At 61.1% G+C, this 14057-nt stretch carries 14 protein-coding genes; 7 read left to right on the top strand and 7 right to left on the bottom strand.

Annotated features, from left to right (window positions below):
* Positions 1–84: 84 nt before the first annotated feature.
* The 3 genes from DBR16_RS03120 to DBR16_RS03110 all read left to right on the top strand — a co-directional run bounded on the left by DBR16_RS03120 (position 85) and on the right by DBR16_RS03110 (position 1660).
* Positions 85–519: a hypothetical protein gene (locus tag DBR16_RS03120; RefSeq protein ID WP_109259759.1), complete on the top strand. Its 435-nt coding sequence runs from the start codon at positions 85–87 to the stop codon at positions 517–519.
* A gap of 123 nt (positions 520–642) precedes the next feature.
* Entirely contained in the window at positions 643–1065 is a 423-nt protein-coding gene (locus DBR16_RS03115) for a hypothetical protein (protein ID WP_109259758.1), read from the top strand.
* A gap of 166 nt (positions 1066–1231) precedes the next feature.
* The gene (locus DBR16_RS03110; RefSeq protein ID WP_109259757.1) at positions 1232–1660 is read left to right on the top strand and encodes a CBS domain-containing protein; all 429 of its coding nucleotides are present in this window, start codon (positions 1232–1234) and stop codon (positions 1658–1660) included.
* Positions 1661–1711: 51 nt separating this feature from the next.
* Here the strand turns inward: DBR16_RS03110 and DBR16_RS03105 are convergent, their stop codons facing one another.
* The 7 genes from DBR16_RS03105 to DBR16_RS03075 all read right to left on the bottom strand — a co-directional run bounded on the left by DBR16_RS03105 (position 1712) and on the right by DBR16_RS03075 (position 8773).
* On the bottom strand, positions 1712–2134 hold the full coding sequence (locus tag DBR16_RS03105) for a secondary thiamine-phosphate synthase enzyme YjbQ (protein ID WP_109259756.1): 423 nt from the start codon (positions 2132–2134) through the stop codon (positions 1712–1714).
* Between the two features lie 4 nt (positions 2135–2138).
* The gene (locus DBR16_RS03100; RefSeq protein ID WP_109259755.1) at positions 2139–2594 is read right to left on the bottom strand and encodes a GNAT family N-acetyltransferase; all 456 of its coding nucleotides are present in this window, start codon (positions 2592–2594) and stop codon (positions 2139–2141) included.
* An 8-nt stretch (positions 2595–2602) separates the two neighbouring features.
* Entirely contained in the window at positions 2603–3952 is a 1350-nt protein-coding gene (locus DBR16_RS03095) for a mechanosensitive ion channel domain-containing protein (protein WP_161539390.1), read from the bottom strand.
* Positions 3953–3955: 3 nt separating this feature from the next.
* On the bottom strand, positions 3956–4189 hold the full coding sequence (locus DBR16_RS03090) for a GNAT family N-acetyltransferase (protein WP_109259753.1): 234 nt from the start codon (positions 4187–4189) through the stop codon (positions 3956–3958).
* 106 nt (positions 4190–4295) lie between these two features.
* The gene (rpoD, locus tag DBR16_RS03085; RefSeq protein ID WP_109259752.1) at positions 4296–6362 is read right to left on the bottom strand and encodes an RNA polymerase sigma factor RpoD; all 2067 of its coding nucleotides are present in this window, start codon (positions 6360–6362) and stop codon (positions 4296–4298) included.
* A gap of 58 nt (positions 6363–6420) precedes the next feature.
* Positions 6421–8244: a DNA primase gene (gene dnaG / locus DBR16_RS03080; protein ID WP_109259751.1), complete on the bottom strand. Its 1824-nt coding sequence runs from the start codon at positions 8242–8244 to the stop codon at positions 6421–6423.
* 61 nt (positions 8245–8305) lie between these two features.
* Entirely contained in the window at positions 8306–8773 is a 468-nt protein-coding gene (locus DBR16_RS03075) for a GatB/YqeY domain-containing protein (RefSeq protein WP_109260032.1), read from the bottom strand.
* A gap of 170 nt (positions 8774–8943) precedes the next feature.
* Between DBR16_RS03075 and carA the strand changes: the two genes are divergently transcribed.
* The 4 genes from carA to DBR16_RS03055 are packed head-to-tail and all read left to right on the top strand — an operon-like array spanning position 8944 to position 13941.
* On the top strand, positions 8944–10128 hold the full coding sequence (carA, locus tag DBR16_RS03070; protein ID WP_109259750.1) for a glutamine-hydrolyzing carbamoyl-phosphate synthase small subunit: 1185 nt from the start codon (positions 8944–8946) through the stop codon (positions 10126–10128).
* Complete coding sequence (locus DBR16_RS03065; RefSeq protein WP_109259749.1) at positions 10128–11753, top strand: methyltransferase domain-containing protein; 1626 nt, start codon at positions 10128–10130, stop codon at positions 11751–11753. The genes carA and DBR16_RS03065 overlap by 1 nt, the downstream gene beginning before the upstream one ends.
* A gap of 14 nt (positions 11754–11767) precedes the next feature.
* Complete coding sequence (locus tag DBR16_RS03060; RefSeq protein ID WP_109259748.1) at positions 11768–13309, top strand: peptide ABC transporter substrate-binding protein; 1542 nt, start codon at positions 11768–11770, stop codon at positions 13307–13309.
* Positions 13306–13941 carry an HD domain-containing protein gene (locus DBR16_RS03055; RefSeq protein WP_109259747.1) on the top strand — a complete coding sequence of 212 codons (636 nt, stop codon included), beginning with the start codon at positions 13306–13308 and terminating at the stop codon, positions 13939–13941. The genes DBR16_RS03060 and DBR16_RS03055 overlap by 4 nt, the downstream gene beginning before the upstream one ends.
* Positions 13942–14057 lie beyond the last annotated feature (116 nt).

Genomic DNA, 14057 nt, shown 5'->3' with positions numbered 1-14057 from the left:
GCAGCTCTGAGGAGCTGCCTGCTCCCCCACCCTTCAACATCAAGACAGGGATCGCGCCGCGGTCCCTGAAAGAGGAAAACTGTAATGAAACGCATGATTTTTTCCGGCACCATGATGGCGGCTGCTGCTCTCATCTCTTTTCCGGTTGCTGCCGACAACCTGCCACCCCACCGCGCGGAAATCTCTGGAAACACGCCCCAGGCGGGGCTGATCCTGCCAGCGGTTCAACATGCTCAGGCTGCTAGCGCTGCGCTTCCTGCGGAGCAAATGTCGCTCAACTATACGGAAGTAAAAAATGCCAGCGCCGGCGTCGAACCCGACGAAATCGACAACCGGTTTGCGCAGGAAGCCGCGCATGATCCGGACTGCCCGACGATTGGCAATGTCGTGCGCCGGGAAGCTGCCAATGCTCTTGCCGGGGCGCTTTTCGGTTCAAGGGCCAACGACCGCAACCGGGATCGCCGGACGACACGGGAACGCCTGGCCGACGACGCCATCGACCGCATGACGGAGTGCTGATCGATTAATGCTCCAATCTTCGGGCTGGAGAGACTATAAGGTTATGGCGACCCTATGGTTTTCAGGCGGCGACGTCCTCCAGCCCGTGGATCCAGCACATTCGACCCGAAAACGGAGACTGAAATGAAACGGATACTCTCGACGACCGCTCTGGCCTTCGGCCTGACACTGGCTGGCTTCACAGCGATTGCGGAGGCACAGCAACGCGTTCAGCCTGCTCAGCAGCCGGCCCGCGTCCAGGGGAGCTACGCCCCGGTGACACCGGCTGAATTCACGACCTGCCGCGTCTTCCGGATCTGGATGGCGCAAAGCGGGCTGGTCTTCCATTGCAATGGTATTGCCATGACCTTCACCGGCGGAAACCAACCCGGCGGTATCGCCGCGGCCACATCGCTCCTGCTTCAATACCGCGCGGATGAATCGAATATTTTCGTACGCTATCAGATGGACCCGGACAATGCCGCCTGTGCCGAAGTCGATTACACGCGATATGAAAACATGTTCGAGGCCGGGCAGTGCGCCCGGGTGATCTCGCTCGGCTATTGACGGTGACGGCCATTCTTCGAGAACGGGCGGTCCCTGCAGGACCGCCCGTTCTCATATGAATTGATGTCCGGAATCCAGGAGGGCCTCAAAAGTCCGGTGGTTGACACCGCATTACGATTTCCCACGTCGGAGGCTGTACCCATTCAGTTATGAAAGGAGTGCAAGCATGAAAATCAAAGACATCATGACCCCCGAGGCGCATATCACGACGCCGGACGCGACCGTCCACGACGCGGCGGTGATCATGTCGGAAAATGAAGTCGGTATTTTGCCGGTTCATCAGCACGACAAGCTGATCGGCGTCATCACCGACCGGGATATAGTCAGGAATGTCGTGGCCAAAGGCCTTAATTGCGACCAGCCGGTCCAGTCTGCAATGACTCAGGACGTCTTGTATTGCCGTGCCGGTGACGATGCCGCGGATGTGGCGCGCAACATGGCCGATAACGCAGTCCGCCGCCTGCCGGTGGTGAATGAAGACAAGCGCCTGGTCGGAATGGTCAGCCTCGCCGACATTGCGGAGCGGTCCGATGCATCTGCTGCTGGCAGAGCGCTCGGCGGAATTGCCGGGGAGGACACCCGTAAGGCTGCGTGATACGCGGCCGCAAATGCCATCGAATGCGCCGCCCCATGCCGGGCGGCGTTTTCATTTGGACAGATGCAACACAATTTCCCGCTCATGCGGGCGGGCGCGATGCTCGAACAGGAAAAGGCCCTGCCAGGTGCCGAGTGCCAGCTGGCCATTTGTCACCGGGATGGAGAGCGAGGAGGCGGTCAGCGCGGCCTTGATATGGGCCGGCATGTCATCCGGTCCTTCCGCGGTATGGCGGAGCCAGGACATGGACGCGCTGTCTCCGGGCGGCACCAGGCGGCGGAAGAATTCATCCAGATCGCGGCGCACATCCGGATCTGCATTTTCCTGGATCAGGAGCGAACAGGAAGTGTGCCGGACAAAGCAGGTGAGCAGGCCCTCCCTGCCTGCAGTCTCAGCAACAAAGCGGGCGGCAGAGGCGGTAAAATCATACAGGTCGGGCCCCGAGGTGGATAGCGTCAGAACGGTCTGCGGCATTTGACTACAACCCGTTCAATTCCCAGCGTTTGACCGATTTGGAGCTACCGCCAGAGCTCTCATAAAGCGCCTCGGCGGCGTCGGTTTCCGAACTCGTCCACATCATGAAGGTGGCCGGGCTGTCGCGCACATCCTCGACGACCGCCTCGAACAGGGCGCGGCCGGCGCCCTCGCCGCGTCCGTCCTTGCCCACGCAAACTTCCGCCAACCATGCCCCGGCGCCACCGTGACCGCTGTCATAATAGGCGTGCCATACGGCATAACCGACGGGCAGGCCCTCCTTCTCGGCAATCAGAACATGGAAGCTGGCATCGTGGTAAAAGAGCGTGCTGCGAATATTTTCCGGCGTGCAGTGCTCGGTGGAGTCGTTGACGACTTCATTCAGCTCGCGCGAGAGGCGCGCAATGGCTTCAGAGTCCTTGGGTCGCGCGGCACGTACTTTGAGATCGGGGGCAGTCATGATCGCTCCTACTCGGTCGGGGCCTGCTCGGAGAGCAGGTCGGGGGTATCGCCCTCGCGGCGCTCTTCGGCGACGCGGCGCGCAATGGCGGTGTCAGGCGCGACGTCGGGGTGGGTCTCCGAATGGGCCGGACGGGACGGTATGGCCCGGGGGGCCGCCTCGGTGGGCATGCCTGAGGGCACCGCACCTTCGAGACTCACCCGGTAGCCGGGATCGGGCAGGGTGAAGCCGGCGGTTTCCAGGGCGGTCTTGACCGCGGCGATGGCGGCCGAACGCGACTTGGCGAAATCGACCCGGTCCTGGTCGACCCAGCCGGCAAAGAAGAGATTGATGGTGGAATCCCCCACCTCTTCGATCACGCCCAGCGGAGCCGGATCGGACAGCACGAAATCGAGCGCGGCCATCGCGCCGGCCCCGGTCTCGATGGCGTCGAGCGGATCCTCGTCCGGATCGAGGCCCAGCCCGAATTCGAAGCGGCGTTCGGGATTGCGCGTGTAGTTCAGGATCACCGCCTTGAAAACGGTCGCATTGGGAATGCGGAGATGATTGCCCTGCAACGTCATCAATATGGTGGCGCGCGAGGTCAGGCGGATCACGCGGCCTTCATGACCGTCAATCACCACATGGTCGTTCGGCCGGAAGGGCTGGCGTACAGACAGCATGACCGAGGCGACATAGTTCTCGATCGTGTCGCGAACCGCGAACCCGATGGCGAGGCCAATGACGCCGGCCGCGCCCAGCAGTGCGCCCAGGAAAGCCGCTGCGTCGAGCAGGCTCAAGGCCGCCACAAAGGCTAGCATCAGCAGCAGCGCGAACACCGTACCGCCCAGCAGGTCGGCGATGAAGCGGTTGGGCGTGATCGCCCGCCACAACCCTTTCCAGCGCGACAGCAGCCAGCCGAGTAGCGCGAGGGCTACGAAGACCGCCACGGCCAGCGCAATCAGCGGCGCGATACGTACCATCCCTTCCAAGCGCGCCTCCAGCGCACCGACTGCCGGGGCGATGCGGGTGTTGACCGAGACATCGCGCTCGATGCGGTTCTCCACCGTGACGACGCCCTGCACCCGGCCGGCCAGCGCCATCGCCCGCTCGGCCGCCTCGGCGGTCAGGGTCTCGCCGGTCAGCGTGACCACGCCTGCGGTGACGGAGGCCTCGACATCCGCCAGGGTCTCGATCTGACCGAAAATCGTCTCGATGCGCTGCGCGATGGCGGTATCGGTAGGCGCCGCCTCCTCCAGCACAATCTCGCCGTCCGGCTCGGGCGTGTCCTGGCCGAAAGCGTGGGGAGCCAAAGCAAGTAGGACCACCGCCAGGGGGACGGCCAGCAAAGCGCAAAAGAATGAAATTGACCGGGTCATCATTCAGAGCCTTGCGTAGGTGGGACGAAAAGGAAGGCATGCCAGACAAACGGGCTCGCCGTCCTTTTCAGCCACCAGCACATGAAAGCTGGTGTCGTCGAAGAAGAGTGTCGCCTTGATGTTTTCCGGCGTGCAGTGCTCGGTCGAGTCGTTGACGACTTCATTGAGCTCGGCCGAGAGGCGGGCAATGGCCGCCGCATCCTTCGGACGCGCAGCGCGAATGGTGATGCCGGTCATATATTGCTCCTATGGCTGAATACAGAGCGGCCCACCGGTTGATCCGGTGGGCCGCGCAGTATGCTCCAGATTCCGGCTCATATCCGGAATGACGCCCGCGCGGGCATCAGTTATCCAGGAAGCTCCGCAGCTTGCGGCTCCGGCTCGGGTGTTTGAGTTTGCGCAAGGCTTTTGCTTCGATCTGCCGGATGCGTTCGCGGGTCACCGAGAATTGCTGGCCGACTTCTTCCAGCGTGTGATCGGTATTCATGCCAATACCGAAGCGCATCCGCAGCACACGCTCCTCACGCGGGGTGAGGCTGGCGAGCACACGCGTCGTGGTTTCACGCAGATTGGCGTGGATCGCGGCGTCGATCGGCAGAACGGCATTCTTGTCCTCGATGAAATCGCCGAGATGGGAATCTTCCTCGTCGCCGATCGGCGTTTCCAGGCTGATCGGTTCCTTGGCGATCTTCATCACCTTGCGCACTTTTTCCAGCGGCATGGCGAGCTTCTCGGCAAGCTCCTCCGGTGTCGGCTCGCGGCCGAATTCGTGAAGGAATTGCCGTGAAGTCCGGACGATCTTGTTGATCGTCTCGATCATGTGGACGGGAATACGGATGGTGCGGGCCTGATCGGCAATGGAACGGGTAATCGCCTGCCGGATCCACCAGGTCGCATAGGTCGAGAATTTATAACCCCGGCGGTATTCGAATTTGTCGACCGCCTTCATCAGGCCGATATTGCCTTCCTGGATCAGATCAAGGAATTGCAGGCCGCGATTGGTATACTTCTTCGCAATCGAAATAACCAGGCGAAGATTGGCTTCGACCATTTCCTTCTTGGCGATACGCGCTTCGCGTTCACCTTTCTGGACAGCCTTCACGATGCGCCGGAAGTCATCCACCGGTACGCCGGAACGGGTGGCAATCTCGGAAATCTCTTCCCGGACCTTCTCCACCTCGACCGATTCCCGCTCGATAAAACGGGTCCAGGCCTTTGACTTGCTCTTATAGTCATCCAGCCAGTTCGGATTTGTTTCGTTCCCGAAATATGCTTCCATGAACTGGGTGCGCGGAACACCATGGGCATCCGCCATGCGCAGGAGCTTACCTTCCAGCGCCATCAATTCCTTGTTGATCGCATAGAGCTGTTCGACCAGCGCTTCGATCCGGGCATTGTTGAGGTGCAGGCTGTTGAGCTCGGTCACGATCCGGTTTTCGAGCTCTTCGTATTTTTCACGGCTCTGCTTTGTGAGGTCCTTGCCCTCGACGCGCGCCGTGACGAGCTTGTCCTGAAGCTTGCGGAAGGCCGTGAAGTCAGCGGCGATCGCGTCGAGCGTGACCATCACTTCTTCGCGTAACTCGGCTTCCATGGCGGAGAGGGAAAGGTTTACGCCCTCCTCGTCATCGTCATCATCTTCGTCGCTGGTCTCACCTTCGGTCTGATCGTCCTTGGGCTTTTCTTCATGCCCTTCGGGCATTTTGGGCTTGGGCTTGTCCTCGGGCTTGCCGCCAGGCTGCTGATCGGGACGGCCGGTCTCGGAATAGTCCGGCTGCGGGTTCTTGCCGCCATAGGTGGCGTCGAGATCAATCACATCGCGCAGCAGCACGCGGCCTTCGGCCACTTCCTCGCGCCAGACCATGATGGCCTCGAAGGTCAGAGGGCTCTCGCAGAGGCCGCGGATCATCGCATTGCGGCCGGCCTCGATGCGTTTGGCGATGGCGATCTCGCCTTCGCGCGACAAAAGCTCCACCGTGCCCATCTCGCGCAGATACATGCGGACCGGATCATCGGTGCGGTCGGCAGAGGACGGCGTATTCTGTCCGGTGACCGCGGTTGATCCCTTGGCGGCAACGGCCTTGCCGCCGTCATCATCATCCTCGTCCTTGTCCTCATCGGCGGCGTCGCCGTCTTCCTTGGCGCGGGCCTCGTCTTCGTCCTCGGGCGAATCCTCGTTATCGATGACGTTGACACCCACTTCGGAAAGCTGCGCCAGCACATCCTCGATCTGCTCGGACGTGAATTCTTCCTCGGGCAGAACCTTGATGATTTCATCATGCGTGACGAAGCCGCGTTTTTTCGCGGCCTTGATCATCGCCTTTACGGACTGATCCGTGAGATCGAGCAGCGGTCCGTCCTGAGGTGTTTCACCGGAATTGCCTGCCGCTGCCGATTTCGTTTTTGTTGCCATTACCTGATTTTCCCGTCCGGCGGCGTGGTGCCGCTCGCAATTCCTGACCTTGACTGACCTATTGGTCTGTCTGACGGCGCGCCTTGCCGCGGCGATGGATTTCCATCAAGCCACGTACTGTATCGGCGTCGTCATTCTCAATCTCCTCGGCGAGCCGAGACCGCATTTCCTGCCGCTTTATATTATACCCCGTCTGTTCCATATAATCGCTTGCGATGCGTGTCCAAGCCTCTTCGCGCTGGATAACAGTAGCCGTGTCACCTCCAAGAGCGGCGCGCATGGGCTGTTTCTCCAGATCGAGGCGCTTGAGAACGGCCGCAAACCCCTGTCCTGCAAGATAATTCCGCATGCCGCCGGAAAGTTCAACATGGCCCTCGGCCATCGCATCGAGAATGGCATCGCGAAGTGTATCAAGCGGACCGCATTTCAGTCCGGAGAGCCGTTCAGCCTGATTTTCGGCAATTTCCGGATATTCCACGGCCGCCAATAGCAAGTGGCGGAGCTTTGCCGGAACCGGTCCGGTTTCAACCAGACGCTTGGTTTCAGCCGTCGCCCCCAGTGCTGCGCCTTTCTTGAAATACCGCCCGCCGGACCGGCGCGTTGCGCCGAAAATCTGTTCCAGCTTCTGGTCAAACTCCCGCTGGTATTCCTCGCGCACGGCCGGGTTCTCGATCCGGTAGAGCAAGGCGCGCAGCCGTTTGCGAAAACCGGCGCGGCGGTCGGGATCATCCAGCGGTTCTTTTTCGGCCTCTATATCCCACAATATGGACGCCAGCGGCCGCGTATGACCCAGCGCCTCTTTCAGCGCGGATGCGCCGTCATCGCGCAAAATGTCGTCGGGATCCTTGCCTTCGGGCAGGAAGACAAAACGCAAAGTCCGGCCCGGCTCCAATAGAGGCAGCGCGCGTTCCGCTGCGCGATTGGCCGCCATACGCCCGGCATTATCGCCATCAAAGCAGAGCGTCGGCTCACCGCCTGCGCGCCAGAGGAGCTGCATCTGGTCTTCGCCCAGCGCGGTTCCCAGCGGCGCCACGGCATGTTCCAGCCCGGCGCGTGCCAGCGCAATGGCGTCAAAATAGCCTTCCGCGACGATCAGGCCGCGCGCACCGGATTTGGGGTCTGCAGCGGCTTTACGGGCTTGCGGGTAGCGGTAGAGATTATTGCCTTTGTGAAAGATCGGCGTTTCCGGTGAGTTGAGATATTTGGCGCGCGCATTCGCAGACATGGCGCGTCCGCCAAAGGCGACCAGCCGGTTTCGCGGATCGCGGATCGCGAACATGATACGGCCACGGAAGCGGTCATACGGCGCCCCCCCATCATCCGGCGCAATCAAAAGGCCGCAATCGATCAGCTCGGCCGGTTTCGCGCCGGCCGCGATCAGCTCGTCCTTCAGTGCTGTGCGGGAATCGGGCGCATACCCGATCTCGTAGGTTTCCCATTCGGCCGGGCCATAGCCGCGGCGCTCCAGATAGTGGCGGGCGTCCGATCCTGAACCGGATCGCAATTGCCTTGCATAGAAACGCTGGGCCAGCTCCATCCATTCGATCAGGGATTTGGACGCTTCCGCCCTCCGGGCGGCATCCGGATCGGCCTTGGGCAAGGGCAGGCCGGCAATGGACGCCAGCTGCTCGGCGGCCTCCATGAAGGACAGGCCTTCCATCTTCATCAGCCAGTCAAACGCGTCACCATGTTCACCAGAGGCAAAACAATGGTAGAATTTCTTCTCGTCATTGACGAAGAAGGACGGCGTCTTTTCCTTCTTGAACGGTGACAAGCCGGCGAACTCGCGGCCCTGGCGCTTGAGCTGAATCTTCCTGCCGACCAGGTCCGACATCCGGACCCGGGCACGTATCTCATCCTTGAAATCGTCAGTCAGACGCATGCGGTTACCGGCCGTTCCAGAACACGGCAGACTACGACATCAGGCGCAGATTGGCGACGGCTCACGCTGCGTCGGTGAGGAGATTTTTGATCTTCGCGCCGGCCTGCGAGAAATCCATGCGGCCGGTATAGCGTTCCTTCAACGCGCCCATGCATTTGCCCATATCCTTCAGACCCGTGGCACCGAGTTCCTCGACCACGCCGCGCGCAGCGTCTTCGATTTCCTCTTCATCCATGGGCCTGGGCAGGTATTCGCGGACAATCTCGGCTTCTATGCGCTCTTTTTCCGCCAGATCCAGCCGGCCGGCCTTCTCGTAAGTCTCGGCGCTTTCATCCCGCTGTTTGGCAAGCTTTTGCAGTATCGCCATGATCTCGCCGGACTCGCAGCCCTGGCAGCGGTCTTCCGCGCGGGCAGCGATGTCCCGATCCTTGATCGCGGTCGAAACAAGGCGGAGCGTCGAGAGGCGCACAGCATCCTTGTTTTTCATCGCCGTTTTCAGATCGGAGAGAATTCTTTCACGTATGGACATGTCACCCATAACCTCAATGCCTAGCGGACGATCCGTAAGCTTTTTATTTTTAAAGCGTTTTCCTGCTCAGATCGTTTCTTGACGCTTTGCGGCGCGTCTCCTAGCTTCGCGCGCCACCAAGATATAAAAGATAGCGATCCCCGCCCTCTTTTTGCAAGGAGCGCGCTCGTATGACGACGACGCAAAAAAATCAAGCCCCAAAGCCAACAGGTTACGCCCGGCTCGTGCTGGCGGACGGTACCGTATTTGCGGGCCATGGCCTTGGCGCGACTGGCGAATCAGTCGGCGAGTTGTGCTTCAATACGGCCATGACGGGCCAGCAGGAAATTCTCGCCGACCCGTCCTATGCGGGCCAGATCGTGTGTTTCACCTTCCCGCATGTCGGAAATGTCGGCACGAATGATGAAGACGAGGAAGCCAGTTGCGATGCTGCCATGCGGGCTGCCACGGGCATGGTGATGCGCGCGGACATGACCGCGCCCGCCAATTACCGGTCGACCGCTCACTTTGCCGGCTGGATGGCCCGGCGCGGCATTATCGGCATTTCCGGCGTCGACACCCGCGCCATCACCCGGCGTATTCGCGAAAGCGGCATGCCCATGGCTGTGATTGCGCATTCCGAAACGGATGATTTCGATCTTGAAGCCCTGAAAGACCAAGCCCGCAACGCCCCCTCCATGGAAGGCCGCGAATTGGCGGCCGGTGTCATGTCGAGCGAAAACGCCGACTGGTCCATTGGTGATTGGGACTGGGAGGGCGGAAACGCGGCCGGGTCCACAGACGGTCCGCTTGTCGTAGTGCTCGATTATGGCGTGAAAGCCAACATTTTACGCCGGCTCGTCTCCGCCGGTGCGCAGGTGAAAGTGGTCAGCGGCAAAGCCTCCGCCGCCGACATTCTGGCGCTCATGCCGGACGGTGTGGTGGTGTCCAACGGGCCCGGAGATCCTGCTGCCACCGGGACATACGCGCTGGACGCAATCCGCGGCGTCATTGATGCCGGCATCCCCGTTCTGGGCATCTGCCTTGGTCACCAGATGCTGGCGCTGGCGCTGGGCGGCAAGACCCTCAAGATGCCGCAAGGCCATCATGGTGCCAACCACCCGGTCAAGAATCACGAGACCGGTCAGGTCGAGATCGTGTCCATGAATCACGGATTTGCGGTCGATGTCAGCAGTCTGCCCGACGATGCCGTCGAAACCCATGTGTCGCTTTTTGATGGCTCGAATTGCGGTTTCCGCCTGACCTCGCGTCCGGTCATGTCGGTGCAGCATCACCCGGAAGCCAGCCCCGGTCCGCAGGACAGCTATGCCGTCTTTGACCGCTTTGTCGCATCGCTCGCCAAAGAGACGGCCTGATGGAGGCAGCCCGGACCTGTCCATCGTGCGACGGCGCTTTTGAAACCGCCTATCCCGCTTTTGACATTCCTCTGGGCCAGAAAGCCGGTATCAATGCCTGTAATCGTTGCGGCCTTGCCCAGCGTGAGCCGGCCGCCGCCTTCGATTTCACCCATCTTCCGGCCAGACATTATCTTGACGACTGGAACGCGCTCGACCTTTCCGGCCTGTCGTTCAAGTTCGACCGCATGATGGAAGCTGCCCGGGATTTGACGCCCTGGGTGGTGAAGACCGGGCCCTGGGACAAGCATGTCCTGGATGTCGGGTCCGGGCCCGGATATTTCCTGTTTCACTGCCGGGCCCATGGCTGGAAGGTCCAGGGCCTCGATCCGTGGATCGAGATCGCGCACTGGGGCACCCGGCATCTCGATATTCCGGTGGAGCCCGTGCGGATCGAGGACAGCCAATTGCCGGAGCGCGCCTATGAGGTCGTAACGGCACTCGATGTAATCAGCTTCACGGATGATCCGGTCGCATTTCTGAAGGCCTGCCGCGCAAGGCTGAAGCCGGGCGGGCTATTGATGGTGTCAACGCCCAATTACGGATCTGAAATCCGCAAGGAGAAAGGTCCGCAATGGCCGGGTCTCGCGGCCAATGTGCGGCGCTGGTTCTTCACACCGGAAAGTCTGGAGCAAGCCGCCCGCACGGCCGGGTTCGGTGCCTGCCGCGTGCAGCTTGCCGGTGGCGCTGGCGGCGATGAGGAATTGCTCTTTTATGCCCAGAATCCGCACAAGGCGGCGATCCGCTGGCCGGACATTGCCGAGGACGCGCCATCGGACAATATGCTGCCGCCGCTAGACCGGCGTCAGGTCGATGAAAGCCGGTTGACGGAGCCGCAACGGCACTGGCGCGAGCATGGCTATCTGATCCTGCGCAATTTCATTCCCGAAGAGATTGTCGATGCCTATTGCCGCGTCCGCGAACGCGTGCAGGCCGATGGCGGTTGGGATGACGAAACCCCTTATATGGACGTCCGGGAAATCCGCGATCTCTGCCTCTACAAACCCCTCGTCGATACGCTGCAATCGCTGATCGGCGAGGAAATGGTGATGAATCTCAACTTGACGGGCTGGAAAACGACCCAGCGCGACTGGCACCAAGACGATTATCTCAATCCGGACGAGGTCCGCGGACGCTATGTGGCCTGCTGGTTTGCGCTGGATACGATCACGCCGGATTCCGGACCCTTCCAGTTCGTCCCCGGGTCCCACAAATGGCCACATATCAAGAAAAGCAAGATATTGAGTTTTGTGCCCGAAGAAGTGCGCCAAACCCGCGCCTGGCCGATCCATTCCGAACGCGTCCTGACGCCCTTTTTCGAAGAAAAGATCGCGCAGGAGAATCTCGAGAAAGTCGATTTCACTGCCGGAAAAGGCGATGTGCTGATCTGGCATGCGCGACTCTTGCATCGCGGGACAGTGGCGAAAAACCCGGATCGTTTGCGCAAAGCCATCATCTCGCACTACACCGCGCTGGACGCGATGAAGCATTATGGTCCGGTCGAGCGCTGGGACACAGGCGGATTGTATTTCGTTGAACGCAGAAAGCGCGATGCGGATCCCTCACGCCTTGTCGAAACTGTCTGAAAACCGGAGGCCCGATGTCCCCTTCTTTTGGCCTGACGCGGCGCGGTGCCATCCTCACGAGCCTCGCGGGTCTGGGGGCCGCCGCCTGCTCCGGCCGCCGCGATGCGCCGCCCGGCCTGTTGCGTGTGGCGATCGGCAATATGCCGGATTCACTGGATCCCGCGATCGGTCAGTTTGCGGCCTCCGCCCTGCTCTACAAGCAGCTCTTCACACCGCTGACCGATTATTCCGATCATTTGGGCCTCGCACCGGGACTGGCGGAAAGCTGGGAGGCCCGGGAGGGCGGGCGGCGCTGGATTTTCACACTGCGGGAGGGGCTGCGCTGGTCAGATGGTCAACCCCTGACCCCGGATGATGTCGTCTGGTCGGTACGCCGCATTCTGGACCCGGCAACGGCGGGCGGTGAGCTCGGCGATTTCTATGCGGTCGAGAATGCGCGCGCTGTGCTGGCAGGGGAATTGGCCCCCTCCGAGGCCGGTGTCCGGCAGATCGGCGACCGGCAGGTCGAATTCCGTCTGGAACAACCGCTCGGGATCTTCCCCACGCTGATGCGTGAATTCTATCCCTTCCCACGCCACATCGTCGAAGCTCATGGCAATGACTGGGTGCGGCCCGAAAACTTTGCCGGTTCCGGTCCCTTCACGCTTGCGGATGCCGGAGCCTTGTCCTTTGACCTTGTCCGCAATGCGTACAGCCATGCGCCGGCCGCCGTGGCCACAGCCCGTGTTCAAATCGTCGATGATGCCGCCACCCGTACCCGCATGTTCCGGGCTGGCGATTTTGACCTGGCAGAAGCTCCGCCACCAACGCAGATCGCGTTGTTGCGAGCGCAATTGGGCGAGCAGGTTCACAGTTTTCCGGCACCGAAATTCACCTATCTGAAACTCAATCTGCAGCGACAGGCTCTGCAAAGCCCGGCGCTGCGCCGCTACCTGTCAGATGTCACCGATCGCGCCTTTCTTGCTGCCCGGATCATGGATGGAACCGCCAGTGTGGCAGAGACCGTCCTGCCCGACAGTCCGCGCCCTCCGACGGATCAGACGGCATCACCGATAAACGCGGCGACCGAACCGGTGCGGATCACGCTGCGGACCACATCCGGCGACCGTGAACGGCTGGCCATAGCGATCGCGGATGACTGGAACCGGGCCGGGATCGAGACTGAATTGCTCGCAACAGCGCCGGTCGATCTTTATTCCGCGGTTGACGGCGGCGATTTCGATGTCGCGCTGTCGCATTTTGACCGCGGGCTGAAGGGCGACCCGAATTTCCTTATGGAGCCGTTTACGCAAGGCGGATTTGCTGATGATTCCGGCTGGTTCGAGACGGGCACACCGGAAACGTCCGCCTTTAATGAGGCGATCACATCTGCGCGCCAGGCCGTGGAGGACAATGCGCGGACCGGCTTTTACCGGCAGGCGGAATCCATCCTTCTGAACCAGCAGGTCATCATCCCCCTTTTGCACGAACAGGCGCACTGGCTCATTTCGGAGCGCGTCACCGGCCTTACGCCCGGCGTGCAGCCACAACTCTGGCGCAGGCTGGGCGTAACATGACCGAATTTCTGCGATCCAAATGGGACAAAACAGCCGCCCGGCTTTTGCTCGGCAAGACAGCCTCACAGAAGCTGTTTGCCGAGATTGTCAAACGTCACAGCGAAGCGCACCGGAAATATCACGGCCTCGGCCATCTGGAGGCGCTTTTCGACGTGCTCGACCCGGTCTGGGATGACGTTTCCGAACCTGCCCGGGTCGAACTGGCAATCTGGTATCATGACATCGTCTACAAGCCCCTGCGGAGCGATAACGAAGACAAGAGTGCCAGGCTGGCCGTCCGCCGCCTGTCCGGATGTGGTGCTGATTCCGGTCTTGTCACCCGGGTTGCCCGTCTCATACAGGCCACCGCTCATCATGCAGGCGGCGGGGCGGACCATGATGACGCGCTCTTTCTGGATGCGGACTTTTCCATTCTGGGTGCACCGGCCGATGTCTATGACGATTATGCCGAGGCCATTAGAAAGGAATACCGGCTGGCACCCCGTCCGATGTATGATTCCGGGCGGAGGAAATTCCTTGAAGGTGCGCTGAACCGGCCCCGCCTCTTCCATACCGATCATTTCGAGGCACGGTATGGCGCACAGGCGCGCGAGAACATGTCGCGGGAACTTGCCAGCATTGGAATGCGGTAAACCCTCTCGCCAAGGGATCGAATCCGGTCTAAGACCGCCTCCTAGCACGACAACCGAATGCCTCTGGCACCGCCGCGCGCGCCAAGCGCCCCCAGCGGTGGACAGATGCGCGCAAT

The sequence above is a fragment of the Hyphobacterium indicum genome (assembly GCF_003129605.1).
In the GTDB taxonomy this organism is placed as follows: domain Bacteria; phylum Pseudomonadota; class Alphaproteobacteria; order Caulobacterales; family Maricaulaceae; genus Hyphobacterium; species Hyphobacterium indicum.
This window is presented reverse-complemented; position numbering and strand designations above follow the sequence as displayed.